Genomic DNA, 19,264 nt, shown 5'->3' with positions numbered 1-19,264 from the left:
TGCGCCTCGCATGCCGTGCTGATGCGGTGCGCACCAATATGGCGCTGAATAAATGCCCGTTATTGGTGCAAGGTGCTTGACGCACCAACAATGTGTGAAACATAAAATTCAGTCGAATCATGCACTTAAGCATGCGCACCAAATTGGTACGAATATTGCTTGATTGCACACTCCTAGATCAACTTTGCATTATTTTGGGGAGTGGTTTGAATGGCTGGTAATAATTTTGGTGCGGATGCGTTGTTTATCCTGCTGGGCGCCATCATGATTTTGGCAATGCACGCGGGATTTGCATTCCTGGAACTGGGCACCGTGCGCAAAAAGAACCAGGTCAATGCGCTGGTGAAAATCCTCGTGGACTTTTGCGTGTCAGCCATCGCGTACTTCTTTGTCGGCTACAGCATTGCCTATGGCGTCAACTTCTTTTCCGGCGCGGACGTGCTGTCGGCAAAGAATGGCGTTGAACTGGTGAAATTCTTTTTCCTGCTGACCTTTGCTGCCGCCATCCCGGCCATTATTTCCGGCGGCATTGCCGAGCGGGCCCGCTTCCATCCGCAGACTGCCGCCACGTTCGTGCTGGTCGGTGTCGTATACCCGCTGTTTGAAGGCATGGTGTGGAACCAGCGCTTCGGTTTCCAGGCTTGGCTGCTGTCGGCCTTTGGCGCGGAATTCCACGATTTCGCCGGTTCCGTCGTTGTGCATGCGATGGGCGGCTGGATCGCCTTGCCTGCCGTGCTGCTGCTGGGCGCGCGCCGTGGCCGTTATACGAAAAACGGCGGCATTTCTGCGCACCCGCCTTCGTCGATTCCCTTCCTGGCGCTGGGCGCGTGGATTCTGATCGTCGGCTGGTTTGGCTTTAACGTCATGAGCGCGCAGTCGCTGGACAAGATGAGCGGCCTGGTGGCGGTGAATTCGCTGATGGCGATGGTGGGCGGCACCCTGGTGGCCGTGCTGATGGGCCGCAATGACCCGGGCTTCGTGCACAATGGGCCGCTGGCCGGCCTGGTGGCCGTGTGCGCGGGTTCCGATTTGATGCATCCGCTGGGCGCGCTGGTCACGGGCGGTATCGCCGGCGCCATCTTTGTGTGGATGTTCACGCTGGCGCAAAACAAGTGGAAAATTGATGACGTGCTGGGCGTGTGGCCGCTGCACGGCCTGTGCGGCGCGTGGGGCGGCATTGCTGCCGGCATCTTTGGCGCCAAGGCGCTCGGCGGCGTTGGCGGCGTGGCGCTGGCGCCGCAACTGATCGGCACGGCAGCCGGCGTGGCGATTGCCAGCGCGGGCGGCTACATCGTGTATGGTGCGCTGAAGGCTACGGTGGGATTGCGCCTGGACCCGGAACAGGAATTCCAGGGCGCCGACTTGTCTATCCACAAAATTTCGTCGACGCCCGAACGCGAAGCGAACTGGTGATCCGCTCAGGCGGCAGCGCGGATGATGGCGCTGAAGCTGTCTGCCTGCAGCGATGCGCCGCCTATCAGGCCGCCATCGATATCCGGCATGGCCATCAATGCTGGCGCGTTGTCCGGTTTCATGCTGCCGCCATACAAGATGCGGACTGTGGCGGCAGCGTCCGGGCTGAATGCGTGCAATTGCCGGCGCAGCGTGGCGTGCACTTCCTGCGCCATGTCCGGTGTGGCGGTACGGCCGGTGCCGATGGCCCATACGGGTTCATATGCCACCACCAGTTGCGCGGCTTGGCGCGGCGTCAGCATTTCCAGTACAGCCCCCAGCTGCCGCATCACAACGGCATTGGTCAGGCCCGCGTCGCGCTCCGCCAGCGTTTCACCCACGCAGAGGATGGGCGCCAGGCTTGATTCCAGCGCGCGCAGGCACTTTTGCGCAATCAGCGCATCACTGTGGCCGTGGTAGCTGCGCGGTTCCGAGTGGCCCACAATCACGTGGCTGCAGCCCACGTCGGCCAGCATTGCCGCGGCCACTTCGCCCGTGTAGGCGCCCGCCGTGTGCGCCGATACATCCTGTGCACCCCAGCCGATCCCCGTGCCCGCCAGCTCGGCGCGGCATTGCGCCAGGTAGACAGCCGGCGCGCAGACCAGCACGTCGCACGGCAGCGTGGGCCACTGCTCCTTTAGCGCCCGCAGCAGCGCGCCGTTGGACTCGAAGCTGCCGTTCATTTTCCAGTTACCTGCAATCAGTTTGGTGCGCACTATGGTCTCCTGTTGGCCGGGCGCCTTATGGCGACGCGATAATCACTTCCACGCCGGCCTTCTCGAAGGCGTCCGCCGCTTCCGGCGGCAGCGGCAAATCGGTAAAGAATTTATTGACCTGCGCGATGCTGCCCAGCCGCACCATCGCATGGCGGCCGAATTTCGTGTGGTCCGCCACCAGCCATACTTCGCGCGACTGTTCCATGATGGCTTGCGTGACCCGCACTTCGCGGTAGTCATAGTCCAGCAGGGTGCCATCGCTTTCAATGCCTGACACGCCGATGATGCCGATGTCGACCTTAAACTGGCGCATGAAGTCGATCGTGGCTTCGCCGATCACACCGCGGTCGCGGTTGCGTACCAGGCCGCCGGCAATGATGACTTCCGTGTCCTCGTTATTGGACAGGATGGACGCCACGTTGAGGTTGTTGGTAATGACACGCAAGCCCTTGTGCCGCAGCAACGCCTTCGACACTTCTTCGTTGGTGGTGCCGATGTTGATGATCAGCGAGCGGCCATTTTCCACCTGGGAGGCGGCCAGCTGCGCAATGCGGCATTTGGCTTCCATGTCCATTTCGCGGCGCTGGTCGTAATCAATGTTTTCCACGGTGGACGGGATGCCGACGCCGCCATGGTAGCGGGCCAGCAGCCGCGCATCTTCCAGTTCGCGGATATCGCGCCGGATGGTTTGCGTGGTCACACCCAGGATACGGGCCAGTTCATCTACGGAAGTGTCGCCATGCTGGCGGATATGGTCGAGCAGGCGGCGGTGGCGTGGAGTCATGTGTCTGTCAAATGAACAAAAACGAACATTCTGCAGTGGGCGGATTGCAAAGCCATCCGGGTTCAAAGCTGGTCATTATAGTTCACATCCTAAGCGAACACTCGTGCTATTTGTGTACGTTATGGCAGCTGCGCCACATCTTCCCGGTAGACCGCTCTGCCGTGCAAGCGAACATAAAACGAACATAAACGAACACAAACGCAAAAAATGTTGTTGTCTCAAATTAAAAAATGCGTACAATGGCTGCAGACAGTGCGACATGACCGGTCAACAAGCTTGTCGAAAACGAAAATGAAACGCCAAGCGGTGCAGCGTTTGGCCGCAAGCTGCCGCCGTGTGCGGTGAAAAGAACCGATGAGAGACTGGATATGAACACAAACAAACATTTTGCCGAACGGAAGGGGCAGTGATGGCGGTACCATCCACTCCTTCCCGCCGTATTGAATGCGATGTGCTGGTGGTCGGCGGCGGCATTAACGGCGTTGGCATTGCACGTGACGCTGTGGGGCGCGGCCTGCGTGTCGTGCTGTGCGAACAGCACGACCTGGCGCAGCACACATCGTCCGCCAGTACCAAGCTGATCCACGGCGGCCTGCGCTATCTCGAATATTACGAATTCAAGCTGGTGCGCAAAGCACTGCAGGAACGCGAAGTGCTGTTGCGCGCCGCGCCGCACATCATGTGGCCGCTGCGCTTCGTGATGCCGCATGATGCCGCGCAGCGTCCCGCGTGGATGATCCGCGCCGGCCTGTTCCTGTATGACCATTTAGCCAAACGCGAATTCCTGCCCGGTTCCGAAGGGGTGGCGCTGGACCGCCATCCGGCCGGCGCGCCATTGCAGGGCAGCTACCGCAAGGGCTTCGTGTATTCGGATGGCTGGGTCGACGACGCGCGGCTGGTGGTGTTGAATGCGCTCGACGCCCATGAGCGCGGCGCCACCATCCTGACGCGCACGCCGTGCACCAGCGTGGTACAGGACGGCCGCGGATGGCGAGCGACGCTCGACAGCACGGAGCAGGGCCGCATCGACGTGCAGGCGCGCGCCATCGTCAACGCCGCCGGACCGTGGACGGGCCAGTTCGCAGCCGGTGCGCTGGGCGGCAACAACAGCTATGGCCTGCGCCTGATTAAAGGCAGCCACATTATCGTGCCGCGCCTGTTCGAGCATGACTATGCGTACATTTTCCAGAATCCGGACAAGCGCATCATCTTTGCCATCCCGTACCAGGAAGACTTTACGCTGATCGGCACCACCGACCTGGAATACACGGGCGAACCGGGCCGCGTCGCCATCAGCAGCGAAGAAGTCGGTTACCTGTGCGACATGGCCAACCGTTATTTCAGCACGCGCATTGCCCCGGCTGACGTGGTCAGCACGTATTCCGGCGTGCGCCCGCTGCTGGACGACAGCGCCAGCCAGGCGTCCGCCATCACCCGCGATTATGTGCTGGAGTGCAGTGACGACCGTCCGCCATTTTTGAATATCTGGGGCGGCAAGATCACCACGTACCGCAAGCTGGCCGAAGAAGCGCTGGACATCTTGCAGCAGCGGCTGGGCGGGAATGCTCCGGGCTGGACCGACCGCGTACCGCTGCCGGGCGGTGATTTGCAAAAGACGGGCGAGCTGGTGGACGGCTACGACTTCGCCGCCTTCCTGTACCGCTTCCGTAACAGCTATCCGTGGCTGCCGCAAAAGCTGGCGCTGCGCTATGCGCGCCAGTACGGCAGCCGCGCCGCGCGCATGCTGGGCAACGCGGCGGCATTGAACGATTTAGGCCAGGAATTGGCGCCGGGATTGTATGAGCGCGAAGCGCGCTACCTGATGCAGGTGGAATGGGCGCGCAGCGCGGAAGACATCCTGTGGCGGCGCACCAAATGCGGCTTGCACAGCCGCCAGCAGGATACCGACCGGCTGCAGTCGTGGATGCGGCAGGACGGTTTGCAGCAGCGGGCCTAGGCGGGGACGCCGGGTCCGACAATAAGCCGGTAGGAGAGCCGGTGGCAGTACCCAAAAGGAGGAGAAAGCAGTGAACCTGGAGCTGAAGGATATAAGTATGCGGGTCGGGGCGGAAACGCACCTGTACCCGCTGGACGTGAAGCTGGTCCCCGGGACCATCAACGTCTTGCTGGGCCCGACACAGGCAGGGAAGACCACGCTGATGCGCGTGATGGCGGGCCTGGACCGGCCGACGGCGGGACGCATCTTCGCCGATGGCAAGGATGTCACCGGCGTCAGTGTGCGCGAGCGCAACCTGGCCATGGTGTACCAGCAATTCGTCAATTACCCGGCCATGACCGTGTACGACAACATTGCCGCGCCGCTGCGCCTGCAGCGCCGCCCGGACGCGGAAGTCAAACAGCGCGTCACGCAAATGGCGGAAAAGCTGCACATCAGCCACTTGCTGCAACGCTTGCCGGGCGCCCTGTCGGGCGGCCAGCAACAGCGCTGCGCCTTGGCGCGCGCGCTGGTAAAAAAAGCGCCGCTGGTGCTGCTCGATGAACCGCTGGTCAACCTCGATTACAAATTGCGCGAAGAATTGCGCGCCGAACTGGCGTCGCTGTTCGCCGACGGCAATACCACCGTGGTCTATGCCACCACGGAACCGCAGGAAGCGCTGCTGCTGGGCGGCCACACTGTCGTGATGGATGCCGGCCGCATCCTGCAAACGGGCCCGACGCTGGAAACTTACGGCAAGCCGGCGTCGGTCCGCGCCGCCGCCATTTTCAATGATCCGCCGATGAACGTGCTCGACGCCCGTGTCGAAGACAGCCACAGTATCCGCCTCGACGGCGGCCCGGCGCTGACGGTGGCCGGCAACCCGCTGGGGCTGGCCAAAGGCAAGCCGTGCAAGGTCGGCATCCGCTGCCACCATGTGGCGCTGGCAGGCATAGACGGCTGGCCGAACCGCATGGATTGCACGGTGGATTTGTCGGAACTGAGCGGCTCGGAAACCTATGTGCACCTGCACCTGGGGGCGCCCGGCGCGCATGGCGGCACGGGGCCCGGGCTGGTGGCGCAAGTGCCGGGCGTGCATGCGGCGGCAATTGATTCCGTCGTGCAGGCGGCGGTGGATCCCGCCCATATTTTCATCTTTGACGCGGAAGGCGCATTGCTGCGCGCGCCGCAGGAGAACGGCCATGGCGCGTATTGAATTCCGTAACCTGGGCCATGCATACGGCCCGCATCCTTCGGCGCCCTCCGACTTTGCGCTGCAGCCGATGAACATGGTGTGGGAAGATGGCGGCGCCTACGCGTTGCTGGGGCCGTCGGGCTGCGGCAAGTCGACGCTGCTGAACATTATTTCCGGGTTGCTGACGCCGTCGCACGGCCAGGTGCTGTTTGACGGCAAGGACGTGACCACCACGCCCACCCGCGGCCGCAATATCGCGCAGGTATTCCAGTTCCCTGTGCTGTACGACACGATGACGGTGTACGACAACCTGGCTTTCCCGCTGCGCAACCGCAAAGTGCCGGAAAAGGAAGTGCACCAGCGCGTGCATGAAGTGGCGGAAATCCTCGGCATGTCGCACACGCTGAAACAGCGCGCCTCCGGCATGTCGGCCGACGCCAAGCAAAAAATCTCGCTGGGCCGTGGCCTGGTGCGCAAGGATGTGTCGGCGATCCTGTTCGATGAACCATTGACGGTGATCGACCCCCACTTGAAGTGGCAATTGCGGCGCCAGTTGAAGCAGATTCACCAGCAATTGAAGCTGACGCTGATTTACGTGACGCACGACCAGGTGGAAGCGCTGACGTTTGCTGACGAAGTGGTGGTGATGACCAACGGGAAAATCGTGCAAAAGGGTGCGCCCGACGCGCTGTTTGAACGTCCGGACCACACGTTTGTCGGCTACTTCATTGGCAGTCCCGGCATGAATTTCTATCCGGTCAGCGTCGATGCCGCGGACGAGCGCGGCATCCATATCGGCAGCCACCGCATTGAACTCGATCCGGCCCAGGTGTCGGTGCTGAAGCGCGCGCAAGGCACGCTGCAAATGGGCATCCGCCCGGAATTCATTGAACTGGCGCCGGCAGGAAGCCACGGTGCGCTGGAGGCGGACATCTGGAATGTGCAGCACCTGGGTACGTGCCAGCTGGTGTCGGGCACGGTGGCGGGCCATCCGCTGAAGGGCAAGCTGGCCGCCAATGCCGCGGTGCAGCCGGGGCGCCACTGGCTGCGGCTGGCGCGTCCGGAAACCATCTTTTTCTGCAATGACGAAAGGATTGCGCGATGAACAAGCCGTATAACAATAAAGCGTGGTTCTTCATCCTGCCCGTGTTCCTGTGCGTGGCGTTTTCCGCGATCCTGCCGTTGATGACGGTGGTGAATTATTCGGTGCAGGATATCCTCAGCCCGACGCAAGCCGTGTTTGTCGGACTGGAATGGTTCCGCTCCATCATGCGCGACCCGGAATTGCACGGCGCGCTGGGGCGTCAGCTGGTGTATTCGGTATGCGTGCTGCTGGTGGAAATTCCGCTCGGCGTGGCGCTGGCGCTGGCCATGCCGTCGAAAGGGTGGAAATCGTCGGCGTCGCTGGTGGTGCTGTCGATGCCGCTGCTGATTCCCTGGAACGTGGTGGGCACGATCTGGCAGATTTTCGGCCGCGCCGACATCGGCCTGGGCGGCTTCGTGCTCAATGCGCTGGGCATCGACTATAACTATGCATCGCACAGCCTCGACGCATGGCTGACCGTGCTGATGATGGACGTGTGGCACTGGACGCCGCTGGTGGCGCTGCTGGGTTTCGCCGGCCTGCGTTCGATCCCCGACGCGTATTACCAGGCCGCGCAAATCGATGGCGCCAGCCGCTGGGCCGTGTTCCGCCATATCCAGCTGCCGAAGATGCGCGGCGTATTGATGATTGCCGTGCTGCTGCGCTTCATGGACAGCTTCATGATTTATACGGAACCGTTCGTGCTGACCGGCGGTGGTCCGGGCAACTCGACCACGTTCCTCAGCCAGTACCTGACGCAAAAAGCCGTGGGCCAGTTCGACCTGGGACCTGCCGCGGCGTTCTCGCTGATTTACTTCCTGATCATCCTGCTGTTCAGTTTCGTGCTGTACAACTGGATGCAAAGCGCGGGCAACACGACTTCGACGACGGAGGGCGACCATGCCTAAAGATTTGCCGCACAGCGCCGCCGGCGTGGTGGCGCCCATAACAACCAGCATCACCAGCCAGCGGAGCCAACCCATGGCCAAAGCCTTTGTGAAAAACAACCGCATCCCGCGCGGCGTGACCTTGTTCCTGTACGTGGCATTCACGCTGGTGCCGCTGTACTGGATGCTCAATACGTCGCTGAAAACCAATGAAGAAACGCTGTCGGTGCTGTCGCTATGGCCCCGGCATGTGACGTGGGATAACTATAAAACCATCTTCACCGACCCGTCGTGGTACAGCGGCTACATCAACTCCATCATTTACGTGGGGCTGAACACGGTGTTTTCGCTGCTGGTGGCGCTGCCGGCCGCCTATGGCTTTTCGCGCTACCGCTTCCTGGGCGACAAGCACATGTTCTTCTGGCTGCTGACCAACCGCATGACGCCGCCGGCCGTGTTCCTGCTGCCGTTTTTCCAGCTGTATTCGACGGTGGGCCTGATGGATACGCACATTGCCGTGGCGCTGGCGCACATGCTGTTCAACGTGCCGCTGGCCGTGTGGATCCTGGAAGGCTTTATGTCCGGCATTTCGCGTGAAATCGATGAAACCGCGTATATCGACGGCTACTCGTTCCCGCGCTTTTTCCTGCAGATCTTCCTGCCGCTGATTAAAGCCGGCGTCGGCGTGACGGCATTCTTTTGCTTCATGTTCAGCTGGGTGGAATTGCTGCTGGCCCGCACCTTGACGTCGGTGAATGCGAAGCCGATCAGCGCCATCATGACACGCACCGTGTCGGCGGCCGGCATGGATTGGGGCGTGCTGGCGGCGGCCGGGGTATTGACGCTGGTGCCGGGCATGCTGGTGATCTGGTTTGTCCGCAATCATATTGCCAAAGGCTTTGCGATGGGGAGGGTGTAAGCATGGAATGGTCATTTGCATGGATGGCGTGGACCACGCCGGTGGCGGTCTTTTTCACTTGCATCATCTTGATGCTGATCGGAATGACGCTGTGGGAAATCCGCTCGCCCACCACGGAACGCAAAGGCTTCCTGCCGATGCGCACCACGCGCGGCGACCGCCTGTTCATCGGTTTGCTGAGCGCGGCCTACGTGAACCTGGCCTGGGTCGGATTGACGGACCTGGACCAGTGGATTGGCGCCGGTATCGGCTTTGCAGTATTGGGATTGGTCATGGCTAAAGCATGACGAAGAAATGTGCGGACAACTTCCTTCCGTTATCCGCACGGGATCAACAGGAAGGCTACAACAACACACGGAGAAGACATGAATCGAAGCAAGCAAGCGGTGTTCAAGCTGGGTGTCATGGCAGCTGCCATCATGGCGCTGTCCGGTAACGCGATGGCGGACAGCAAGTCTGCGGAAAAATGGATCGATACCGAATTCAAGCCCAGCACCCTGAGCCGCGCGCAACAGCTGGAGGAAATGAACTGGTTCATCGCGGCGGCCGCCAAGCTGAAGGCCAAAGGCGTCCATGAAATCCATGTGGTATCGGAAACGCTGGACACGCACGTGTATGAATCCAAAACGCTGGCCAAGGCATTCGAAGAAATCACCGGCATCAAAGTCATCCACGATGTGATCCAGGAAGGCGACCTGGTGGAAAAAATGCAAACGTCGATGCAGTCCGGTAAATCGATTTACGATGGCTGGGTCAATGACTCCGACTTGATCGGCACCCACTACCGTTACGGGCAGACGGTCGTGCTGTCCGACTACATGGCCGGCCCGGGCAAGGAATACACGAACCCCGGCCTGGATTTGAAAGACTTCATCGGCACCAGCTTCACCACGGCGCCGGATGGCAAGCTGTACCAGCTGCCTGACCAGCAGTTCGCCAACCTGTACTGGTTCCGCGCCGACTGGTTTGCGCGCAAGGACTTGCAGCAAAAATTCAAGGCCAAGTACGGCTATGAACTGGGCGTGCCGCAAAACTGGTCCGCGTATGAAGATATTGCGAACTTCTTCACCAACGATGTCAAGGAACTGGACGGTAAAAAAGTCTACGGCCACATGGACTACGGCAAGAAAGATCCGTCGCTGGGCTGGCGCTTCACCGATGCGTGGCTGTCGATGGCTGGTACCGCCGACAAGGGCTTGCCCAATGGCTTGCCGGTCGATGAGTGGGGTATCCGTGTCGCGGCCGACAAGTGCACGCCGGTCGGCGCGTCCGTGTCGCGCGGCGGCGCCACCAATTCGCCGGCAGCCGTGTATGCGCTGACCAAGTACCTGGACTGGATGAAAAAATATGCACCGCCGGAAGCGCTGGGCATGACGTTCTCGGAAGCGGGTCCGGTACCGGCGCAAGGCCAGGTGGCGCAGCAAATCTTTTGGTACACGGCCTTCACGGCCGGCATGACCAAGCAAGGCTTGCCGGTAGTGAACAGCGACGGCACGCCGAAATGGCGCATGGCGCCAGGGCCGCATGGCCCGTACTGGAAAGACGGCATGCAAAACGGCTACCAGGACGTGGGTTCGTGGACGTACCTGAAAAGCACGCCGCCTGACCGCATGGCGGCAGCGTGGCTGTATGGCCAGTTCGTCACGTCGAAAACCGTGTCGCTGAAAAAATCCATGGTGGGCCTGACCTTCATCCGTGATTCGGACATCCGCGCCAAGGCCATGACGGATATGGCGCCGAAACTGGGCGGCCTGGTGGAGTTTTACCGCAGCCCGGCGCGCGTCGCGTGGACGCCGACCGGTAACAACGTGCCGGATTATCCAAAGCTGGCGCAGTTGTGGTGGAAAAACGTGTCCACGGCGATTTCCGGCGAAAAAACGCCGCAGGGCGCAATGGATAACCTGGCCGAGGAAATGGACGGCATCATGGCCCGCCTGCAGCGCGCCGGCATGAAGAATTGCGCGCCGAAGCTGAACGACAAGAAAGACCCGGCCAGCTACCTGTCCAACAATGCCGCGCCGTGGGCCAAGCTGCCGAATGAAAAACCAAAAGGTGAAACCATTCCTTACGAGCAGCTGCTGAAGGCATGGCAGGACGGCAAAGTCCGCTGACCTGAGGCGGCCTGGCGGCGCCATACCGTGCGCCGCCAGCGCGCTACCTGTCGTCATCCCGATCCCGCATGGCTTGCGCGTGACGCGCGCCGCCATGTGCGGGGAGGGTATTGCTGATCTTTTTTTAAGCAGGATTTGACATGGCTTATCTTCTGGCAATGGACCAGGGTACTTCCAGTTCGCGCAGCATTGTTTTCCGCGATGGCGAAGTGGTGGCGTCCGTTCAGCAGGAATTCCGGCAAATTTTCCCGCAGCCGGGCTGGGTCGAGCATGATGCCCAGGAATTGTGGGACAGCCAGCTGGCCACCAGCCGCGCCGTACTGGCCAAGGCAGGCTTGCACGCTGCCGACATCGCCGCGCTGGGCATCACCAACCAGCGTGAAACCACGGTCGTGTGGGACCGCGCGACGGGCCGCCCCATCTTCAATGCCATTGTGTGGCAAGACCGCCGCACGGAAGCGCTGTGCCAGCAATTGCGCAACGATGGCCTGGCGGACACGATCCGGCGCAAGACGGGGCTGGTGCTGGACCCGTACTTTTCCGCCACCAAACTGAAGTGGATCCTTGACAACGTGGACGGCGCGCGCCGCCGCGCGGACAACGGCGAGCTGGCGTTTGGCACCGTCGATAGCTGGCTGGTGTGGAATTTGACGGGAGGGAAGCTGCATGTCACCGATGCCAGCAACGCGGCCCGCACCATGCTGTGGAATATCCATGAGGGCTGCTGGGATCAGGAATTGCTGGACTGCCTCGGCATCCCGGCCGCGCTGCTGCCGCAAGTGCATCCATCGAGCCATATGTTCGGCCATACCGATGCAGCATGGCTGGGCGGCGCCGTGCCGATCGGCGGCATCGCTGGCGACCAGCAGGCCGCGCTGTTCGGGCAAGCGTGTTTCAAGGCCGGCATGGCGAAAAACACGTATGGCACCGGCTGTTTCATGCTGCTCAATACCGGCAGCGCCAGTGCCGAATCGCACAATGGCTTGATCAGTACCGCGGCGTGCCAGGTGGGCCAGGCGCGCCAGTATGCGCTGGAAGGCAGCGTGTTTATCGGCGGCGCCGTGGTGCAGTGGCTGCGCGACGGGCTGCAAGCCATCGAACAGGCTGCGGACATTGAAGCGCTGGCCGCTTCGGTACCCGATGCGGGCGGCGTGGTGTTCGTCCCATCGTTTACCGGGCTGGGGGCGCCTTACTGGGTGCCGTCCGCCAAGGGGGCGATTTTCGGGCTGTCGCGCGGCACGACGGTAGCGCACATTGCCCGCGCGGCGCTGGAATCGATTGCCTTCCAGAGCGCCGCGCTGTTGCAAGCCATGCAGCGCGACGCGGCGGCGCCGATCACGGAATTGCGGGTCGATGGCGGCGCCTGCGCCAATTCACTGCTGCTGCAATTCCAGGCCGATTTGCTGGGCATCCCCGTGGTCCGTCCTAAAGTCACGGAAACCACGGCGCTGGGCGCGGCCAGCCTGGCGGGCCTGGCCGCCGGCATCTACAGCGGTACCAGCGACTTGTCAGCCCAATGGCGGGTTGACCGCGTCTTCGAACCGGTCATCAGCCGCGACGAAGCGCAGCGCCGCATGCAGGCTTGGGAACAAGCCATCGCCCGCATCGGTACCGGCTAACTTAGCCTCCGCCCGCACGACTCAACACGCTTTTTACGCGCGGCGCCGCCGCGCGGGGGCGCGCTCGCGCCTGCAGTTCACCTCATACCAACAACGAAAATACACACAGGAGAAACGCAATGAAGCAGAACAAGCAACGTCCGACCATCAAAACCCTGCCGGCCATCCTGGCGCTGGCTGCCTGCTCGGCATTGCCGGCCCATGCCAGCGACGCCGAAGGTGAATTCCACGGCTATTTCCGCGCCGGCGCCGGCAGCAGCGCCGGCCACGGCCCGCAAGCATGCTACGGCCTGGGGGGCAATTCCATGAAATACCGCCTCGGCAACGAATGCGATTCGTACTTTGAAGGCGGCTATACGAAGGAATTGGCGAAGGCGGACAATGGCGTCAGCTTTGTCGGCACCATCTGGGGCGTCGCCTATACGCCCAATTCCGACTTCGCGGGCGGTAAAGTGGAATTGGCCAAAGCGTATATCGAGGCCAAGGGGCTGGACTTCCTGCATGGCGGCATCGCATGGATCGGCAAGCGCTATTACTTCCGTCCCGACATCCACATGCTGGACCTGCAATACATTAACTTGAACGGTACCGGTGGCGGCTTTGACGGCATTCCGGCCGGTCCCGGCAAGGTGTCGTATGCGATTTTCAAGGACAACGACTTGAACACCGTGGATCCGCGCACGGGGCTGCGCACGAAATCCACGTCGGCCCTGCGGCAAAACCTCACGTATGAAGGCTTGCCGGTCAATCCGGGCGGCACCATCGATGCAGCGCTGTCCGTGATCCGCGCGGAAGACAAGGCGGGGCACGATGGCTGGCAATTGTCCGTGTTCCACCGGCAGGCCATTACCGGAGAGGGCGCGTCCAACACCGTTGGCATCCAGTATGGCGCGGGCCCCGGCACCGGCATAGGCGGTCCGTGCTGCGACCGCATGGGGGCGTCCGGCAGCACGGCGCTGGGCGCCGACGTGAAGCGCCTGCGGATCTTCGACAGCCTGGTGATCCAGCCGACGCAGCAATTTTCCGCGGAATTTATCGCACTGGCGCAGCGTGACAAGTCCGATGCGGGCGGCTCGACCACGTGGAGCACGCTGGGTGCGCGCCCTGTCTATGCCGTCACGCGCAACTTCAAGCTGCAGGGCGAAGTAGGGACCAGCCGCATCACGTCGCCAACCGGCGGCGACGCCATGCGCCTGACCAAATATACGTTCGCGCCCACCATTACGGTGGGGCAGTCGTACTGGTCGCGTCCTGAGTTGCGCGCGTTTATCACCCATGCGCGCTGGAACAAGGCGGCCATTGCCGCAGTGAATGCGGACAACAATTCCGGCCCTGTCTTTGGCAGCCATACCAGCGGCACGTCGGCCGGGGTGCAACTGGAGGCGTGGTTCTAAGGCGGCAATCGCGATCCGATGTAAAGTATGCTTGACATGTCAGTTTGCCAAGTCTAATATGTAAAGCATACTTTACATCACAGGAGGCTACACCATGCAACAAGATCGTCAGGTTTCGCAACACGAACGCCGTATTGCCCGCCGCTACATGCTGGAACTGGGAGGCAGCATTGCGCTCTACATCGCGCTGATGGCGGTATCGGCGCTGTCGGCAGAAGGGATGCAGGCCGGCGCGCTGAAAACCGCGCTGGCGGTGCTGCCGATGGCCGGGTTTCTGCTGATGATCTGGGCCATCGCACGCCAGGTGCAGCGCATGGATGAATATGTGCGGCGGCAGGTGCTGGAAACCATCGCCATTTCGGCGGCCGTCACGGCTGGCGCGACGTTTACGTATGGCTTCCTGGAATCGGCCGGCTATCCCCGGCTCAGCATGTTCACTGTGTGGGGCGTGATGGGCGGCTCGGCGGCGCTGGCCAGCCTGATACGCTGCAAGATGTGCCGCCAATGAAGAACACGATACGCGAATTGCGGGCGGAGCGGGGCTGGAGCCAGGCTTACCTGGCCGACCAGCTGTCCGTATCGCGCCAGACCGTCAACGCCATTGAAACGGGGCGCTACGATCCCAGCCTGCCGCTGGCGTTCGCCATCGCGCGGCTGTTTGGCGCGTCTATTGAAGCCATCTTTTCAGAAAATTAACGGTGGATCACCACCAGTAACCCCTTTGCCTCACTCTTGCCAGGATTGCGGATCGCGTGATCCTGGTCGCCTGCATAGCGCGCGGTGCCGCCCAGCTTGACCTTGCGTTTGGAACCCGCCACTTCCAGTTCCACCGACCCGTGTAATACCGTCAAGTGCTCGGTCGTGCCCGGGTCATGCGCCTGCGACACCAGCTCGCCGCCCGGCGCCAGTGTCAATTCATACCATTCATATTTCCCCGCCAGCTCCATCGGCCCCAGGATGCGCAGCAAATAGCCCGCGTGCGCGCCGGGCAGCGTAGGGGTTTCGTGTGCATCGAGCACGCGGATGGTTTCCACGGCTTTTTCCGCGTCCGACAGCAATTCCCCGATTTGCACGCCCAGCGCATTGGCCAGCCGCCACGTGATGGCGATGGTGGGATTGGCTTTTTCGCGCTCGATCTGCGACAGCATGGATTTTGACACTCCGGCAATGCGGGACAAGTCTTCCAGGGTCAGGCCGCGCGCCAGGCGCAGGCGCTGCAGGGCGGCGCCGACTTCCGGCGGGGCGTTATTCGATACGGCTTTCATTGGTTTTGTAATTTCTTTATGTTCAATGACATTGCAAAGTTCAATAGCCTTCTGTAAGATTCAATATATTGAACTTAAGTTCGATATCGAGAATCTTGCGAAGGCGTTGGACAAATAAGAGTAAACTCTGGCACAGGTTCACTGAGATTCACGGTACAGCATAGGTCGATACAAGGTCAAGCGCAGGCGCCCGCCGCCTGGCGCACGTCACCCACCACGGAGAAGAAACCATGAGCAAGCAAGCCGCGTTTTACAGCCAACTGCAGCAAACCCTGTCCACCCTGCAACAAGAGGGTCTGTTCAAGCCGGAGCGCGTCATCGCGTCCCGCCAGGGTTCTGAAGTGACGGGCTCGGACGGGCGAATGCTGATCAATATGTGCGCCAATAATTACCTGGGCCTGTCGGGCCAGGAATGGGTGGCGCAGGCGGCCATTGCCGCGACGGAAAAATATGGCTACGGCCTGTCGTCCGTGCGTTTCATCTGCGGCACGCAAACCGTGCACAAGGAACTGGAACAAGCCATCTCCGCTTTCCTGGGGACCGAAGACACGATCCTGTATGCGGCAGCGTTTGACGCCAATGGCGGCGTGTTCGAACCGCTGTTCGATGAAAACGACGCGATTATTTCCGATGCGCTGAACCACGCGTCGATTATTGACGGCATCCGCCTGTGCAAGGCTGCCCGTTTCCGCTATGCGCACAATGACATGGCCGACCTGGAAAAGCAGCTGCAGGCCGCCGAGGGCAAGCGCCACAAAATCATCGTGACCGATGGCGTGTTTTCGATGGACGGCACCATTGCGCAGCTGGACAAGATCGTGGAACTGGCCGAGAAATATGGCGCGCTGACGATGATCGATGAATGCCATGCGTCCGGCTTTATGGGCAAGACGGGCCGCGGCACGCACGAACACCACAATGTCGTGGGCAAGATCGACATCATTACCGGCACGCTGGGCAAGGCGCTGGGCGGCGCCATGGGCGGGTTCACGTCCGGCCGCAAGGAAGTCATTGAAATGCTGCGCCAGAAATCGCGTCCATACCTGTTCTCCAACACCCTGGCGCCATCGATTGCCGGCGCATCGCTGGAAGTGCTGAAGCGCTTGTCGTCGTCGACTGAATTGCGCGACCGCCTGCATGAAAACACGGCGTACTTCCGCAAGGAGATCGAGCGCATCGGCTTCACCATCAAGCCGGGTACGCACCCGGTCGTGCCGGTCATGCTGTTCGATGCACAAGTGGCGCAAAAGTTTGCCGCCCGCATGTATGAGCTGGGCGTATTGCTGTCCGGCTTTTTCTACCCGGTGGTGCCGATGGGCCAGGCGCGTGTGCGCGTGCAATTGTCGGCGGCGCATACCCGCGAACAGCTGGACACGGTATTGAAAGCATTTGAACAGGCCGGCCACGAACTGGGCTTGTTGAAAAAATAATCGACGCGTACAACGCTGAACAGGTAAAAAAAAATGGAAAAAATCTTAGTGATCGGCGCCAACGGCCAGATTGGCAGCGAACTGGTGGAAGCGCTGGCGAAGCAGCACGGCGCGCAAAATGTCATCGCCACCGATATCGGGGAAAAGAATGTCTACGGCGCGGCGCGCTATCAAACGCTGAACGTGCTGGACAAAACCGCGCTGGACAAGCTGGTGGCCGACGAAGACATCACGCAAGTCTACCAGCTGGCCGCCATGCTGTCGGCCACGGGCGAAGCGGCGCCGCTGCGCGCGTGGACCCTGAACATGGATGGCTTGCTGAACATCCTGGAAACCGCCCGTGTGCGCGGCGAGCAGGGCAAACCATTGCGCATCTTCTGGCCCTCGTCGATTGCCGCGTTTGGCCCGAATACGCCGCAAAATGAAACGCCGCAGTTGACCGTCATGGACCCGACGACGATCTATGGCATCAGCAAGCTGGCCGGCGAGCGCCTGTGCGAATACTACTTCCTCAAATATGGCGTCGATGTGCGCAGCATCCGCTATCCGGGCATCATCAGTTTCAAGTCGCCTCCGGGCGGCGGCACCACGGATTATGCGATCGCGATTTTCCACGCGGCGCTGAAGGGGGAAACGTACCAATGCTTCCTCGGGCCGCAAACCACCTTGCCGATGATCTATATGCCGGACGCCATCCGCGCCACGATTGAATTGATGGATGCACCGGCCTCGCAAATTAAAGTCCGTTCCTCCTATAATGTGGCCGGCGTATCGTTCAATCCTGCGCAACTGGCCGAGGCGATCACTCGCGCCGTGCCGGGATTCAAGATCGAATACAAGCCGGACAGCCGTCAGGCCATTGCGGACACATGGCCGCATAGCCTGGATGACTGTCACGCGACGGCTGACTGGGGCTGGCGTGCCCGCATCGGCGTCGAGGAAATGGTCAAGGACATGCTGGCAAACATCGATGTCAGCCTGGGCCAGGCGGCCTGACGTGGCCAACAAGCTACATAAGCTGTAGCGTAACTTTACAAAAGAAAAGAGACATCCGATGGACATGAGCGTTTTCGACCTGTTTAAGATAGGTATTGGCCCTTCCAGTTCCCATACGGTGGGGCCGATGGTCGCGGCGCGCCGCTTTCTGCTTGACGCGGGTCCATTGGATGACGTAGTACGCGTCGACGTGGCGCTGTATGGTTCGCTCGCGCTGACCGGCGTGGGCCACGGCACCGACAAGGCCGTGATTCTCGGTTTGATGGGGGAAACGCCGCAAGACGTGGATCCGGACCAGGTTGATACGATGCTGGCGGCAGCGGAAGCACAGAAAGAATTGAAGCTGCTGGGTACGCACGCCGTGCCATTTTCAGCCTCCGTGAACCTGCAGTACCACAAGACCGAAAATTTGCCGGAACACCCGAACGGCATGCGCTGCACGCTGCAACGGGCCAATGGGTCGGTATTGTCGAAAGTGTATTACTCGATCGGCGGCGGCTTTATCCGCGAAGAAGGGGAGGCGGCCGTGGGCGACGCCAAGCCTGCCGTCAAGCTGCCGTACCCGTTCGACACCATGTCCCAGCTGCTGGGCCACGGCGTGACGCGCGGCTTGTCGATTCCGCAAATGCTGCGCGCCAATGAACTGGCGCGCATGGGCGCCGCGCAGCTCGACGCGGGCCTGGACCGTATCTGGCACGTAATGCGCGACTGTATTGCACACGGCCTGCAAACGGAAGGCAAATTGCCGGGCGGGCTGGATGTCAAGCGCCGCGCGGCTGGGCTGTGGCGCCAGGCCCAGGGCAAGGAACACGCCAATGAATTGCCGCATGACGCGCTGCACCAGGTCAGCCTGTATGCGATGGCAGTCAATGAAGAAAACGCGGCCGGCGGCCGTGTCGTCACGGCGCCAACCAATGGCGCGGCCGGTATTATTCCTGCGGTCTTGCGGTATTACGCGGAAGATTGCCGCCCCAGCGATCCGGTGGCCGGCGTGCGCAACTTCCTGCTGACGGCCGCCGCGATCGGCATGCTGTGCAAGCGCAATGCATCGATATCCGGTGCGGAAATTGGCTGCCAGGGCGAAGTCGGCGTCGCGTGCGCGATGGCGGCGGCGGGGCTGGTGGCGGCGCTGGGCGGCACCAATGCGCAAATTGAAAATGCGGCGGAAATCGGCATCGAACACCACCTGGGCATGACGTGCGACCCGATTGGCGGCCTGGTGCAGATTCCATGCATCGAGCGCAACGGCATGGGGGCGGTGAAAGCCATTACGGCGGCATCGCTGGCGCTGAAGGGCGATGGCACGCACTTTGTGTCGCTCGATGAAGTCATCGAGACCATGCGCCAGACGGGCGCCGATATGCAGGCCAAGTACAAGGAAACGTCGCTGGGCGGGCTGGCGATCCACGTGGTGACGGTGAACCACGCGGCTTGCTGACAGGGCCGGTTCTGCGAACCCGCCGTGCGTGACCGCCG

18 protein-coding genes are annotated in these 19,264 nt (G+C 61.4%); 15 read left to right on the top strand and 3 right to left on the bottom strand.

Features of this window, described 5'->3' with window-relative positions; all coding sequences use genetic code 11:
* The first annotated feature begins 210 nt into the window (after positions 1-210).
* Positions 211-1,413 (top strand): ammonium transporter, encoded by a 1,203-nt coding sequence (locus GM668_RS19665; RefSeq protein WP_155440649.1) that lies wholly within the window; start codon positions 211-213, stop codon positions 1,411-1,413.
* Positions 1,414-1,418: 5 nt separating this feature from the next.
* Here the strand turns inward: GM668_RS19665 and tpiA are convergent, their stop codons facing one another.
* The gene (tpiA, locus tag GM668_RS19660) at positions 1,419-2,168 is read right to left on the bottom strand and encodes a triose-phosphate isomerase (protein WP_170305719.1); all 750 of its coding nucleotides are present in this window, start codon (positions 2,166-2,168) and stop codon (positions 1,419-1,421) included.
* Between the two features lie 25 nt (positions 2,169-2,193).
* Complete coding sequence (locus GM668_RS19655) at positions 2,194-2,952, bottom strand: DeoR/GlpR family DNA-binding transcription regulator (protein WP_155440648.1); 759 nt, start codon at positions 2,950-2,952, stop codon at positions 2,194-2,196.
* Between the two features lie 409 nt (positions 2,953-3,361).
* On the opposite strand from GM668_RS19655, the gene glpD reads away from it, so the two are divergent.
* The 11 genes from glpD (at position 3,362) to GM668_RS19600 (ending at position 14,793) form a co-directional block, all read left to right on the top strand.
* On the top strand, positions 3,362-4,909 hold the full coding sequence (gene glpD / locus GM668_RS19650) for a glycerol-3-phosphate dehydrogenase (RefSeq protein ID WP_155440647.1): 1,548 nt from the start codon (positions 3,362-3,364) through the stop codon (positions 4,907-4,909).
* 70 nt (positions 4,910-4,979) lie between these two features.
* A complete protein-coding gene (locus GM668_RS19645; protein WP_170305718.1) occupies positions 4,980-6,104 on the top strand; it encodes an ABC transporter ATP-binding protein in 1,125 nt (374 codons plus the stop codon).
* Positions 6,091-7,188: an ABC transporter ATP-binding protein gene (locus tag GM668_RS19640; RefSeq protein WP_155440646.1), complete on the top strand. Its 1,098-nt coding sequence runs from the start codon at positions 6,091-6,093 to the stop codon at positions 7,186-7,188. The genes GM668_RS19645 and GM668_RS19640 overlap by 14 nt, the downstream gene beginning before the upstream one ends.
* Positions 7,185-8,075: a carbohydrate ABC transporter permease gene (locus GM668_RS19635; RefSeq protein WP_155440645.1), complete on the top strand. Its 891-nt coding sequence runs from the start codon at positions 7,185-7,187 to the stop codon at positions 8,073-8,075. Before GM668_RS19640 ends, GM668_RS19635 begins: the two co-directional genes overlap by 4 nt.
* A 73-nt stretch (positions 8,076-8,148) precedes the next feature.
* On the top strand, positions 8,149-8,973 hold the full coding sequence (locus GM668_RS19630; protein WP_155440687.1) for a carbohydrate ABC transporter permease: 825 nt from the start codon (positions 8,149-8,151) through the stop codon (positions 8,971-8,973).
* Between the two features lie 2 nt (positions 8,974-8,975).
* Complete coding sequence (locus GM668_RS19625; RefSeq protein WP_155440644.1) at positions 8,976-9,260, top strand: DUF2160 domain-containing protein; 285 nt, start codon at positions 8,976-8,978, stop codon at positions 9,258-9,260.
* A 117-nt stretch (positions 9,261-9,377) separates the two neighbouring features.
* Positions 9,378-11,084 (top strand): ABC transporter substrate-binding protein, encoded by a 1,707-nt coding sequence (locus GM668_RS19620; protein WP_371868738.1) that lies wholly within the window; start codon positions 9,378-9,380, stop codon positions 11,082-11,084.
* Positions 11,085-11,224: 140 nt separating this feature from the next.
* Positions 11,225-12,703 carry a glycerol kinase GlpK gene (gene glpK / locus GM668_RS19615; RefSeq protein WP_155440642.1) on the top strand — a complete coding sequence of 493 codons (1,479 nt, stop codon included), beginning with the start codon at positions 11,225-11,227 and terminating at the stop codon, positions 12,701-12,703.
* A 119-nt stretch (positions 12,704-12,822) separates the two neighbouring features.
* Positions 12,823-14,097: a maltoporin gene (locus GM668_RS19610; RefSeq protein WP_155440641.1), complete on the top strand. Its 1,275-nt coding sequence runs from the start codon at positions 12,823-12,825 to the stop codon at positions 14,095-14,097.
* Between the two features lie 94 nt (positions 14,098-14,191).
* Positions 14,192-14,605, top strand: coding sequence for a hypothetical protein (locus GM668_RS19605; protein WP_155440640.1), 414 nt, complete (start codon positions 14,192-14,194; stop codon positions 14,603-14,605).
* Positions 14,602-14,793 (top strand): helix-turn-helix transcriptional regulator, encoded by a 192-nt coding sequence (locus GM668_RS19600; protein ID WP_155440639.1) that lies wholly within the window; start codon positions 14,602-14,604, stop codon positions 14,791-14,793. Before GM668_RS19605 ends, GM668_RS19600 begins: the two co-directional genes overlap by 4 nt.
* Here GM668_RS19600 and GM668_RS19595 read toward each other — a convergent pair.
* Positions 14,790-15,362 carry a helix-turn-helix domain-containing protein gene (locus GM668_RS19595; RefSeq protein WP_155440638.1) on the bottom strand — a complete coding sequence of 191 codons (573 nt, stop codon included), beginning with the start codon at positions 15,360-15,362 and terminating at the stop codon, positions 14,790-14,792. The two genes, GM668_RS19600 and GM668_RS19595, sit on opposite strands and share 4 nt — an antisense overlap.
* 230 nt (positions 15,363-15,592) lie before the next feature.
* Here GM668_RS19595 and kbl point away from each other — a divergent pair, with 230 nt between their 5' ends.
* The 3 genes from kbl to GM668_RS19580 are packed head-to-tail and all read left to right on the top strand — an operon-like array spanning position 15,593 to position 19,226.
* Complete coding sequence (gene kbl, locus GM668_RS19590) at positions 15,593-16,792, top strand: glycine C-acetyltransferase (protein ID WP_155440637.1); 1,200 nt, start codon at positions 15,593-15,595, stop codon at positions 16,790-16,792.
* Between the two features lie 33 nt (positions 16,793-16,825).
* Positions 16,826-17,788: an NAD-dependent epimerase/dehydratase family protein gene (locus GM668_RS19585; RefSeq protein ID WP_155440636.1), complete on the top strand. Its 963-nt coding sequence runs from the start codon at positions 16,826-16,828 to the stop codon at positions 17,786-17,788.
* A gap of 58 nt (positions 17,789-17,846) precedes the next feature.
* The gene (locus GM668_RS19580) at positions 17,847-19,226 is read left to right on the top strand and encodes an L-serine ammonia-lyase (protein ID WP_155440635.1); all 1,380 of its coding nucleotides are present in this window, start codon (positions 17,847-17,849) and stop codon (positions 19,224-19,226) included.
* Positions 19,227-19,264 lie beyond the last annotated feature (38 nt).

Origin of the sequence: Pseudoduganella ginsengisoli, assembly GCF_009720865.1 — a bacterium.
In the GTDB taxonomy this organism is placed as follows: domain Bacteria; phylum Pseudomonadota; class Gammaproteobacteria; order Burkholderiales; family Burkholderiaceae_D; genus Rugamonas; species Rugamonas ginsengisoli.
The sequence above is the reverse complement of the archived record's forward strand: the minus strand, read 5'-3'. Positions and strand labels throughout refer to the sequence as shown.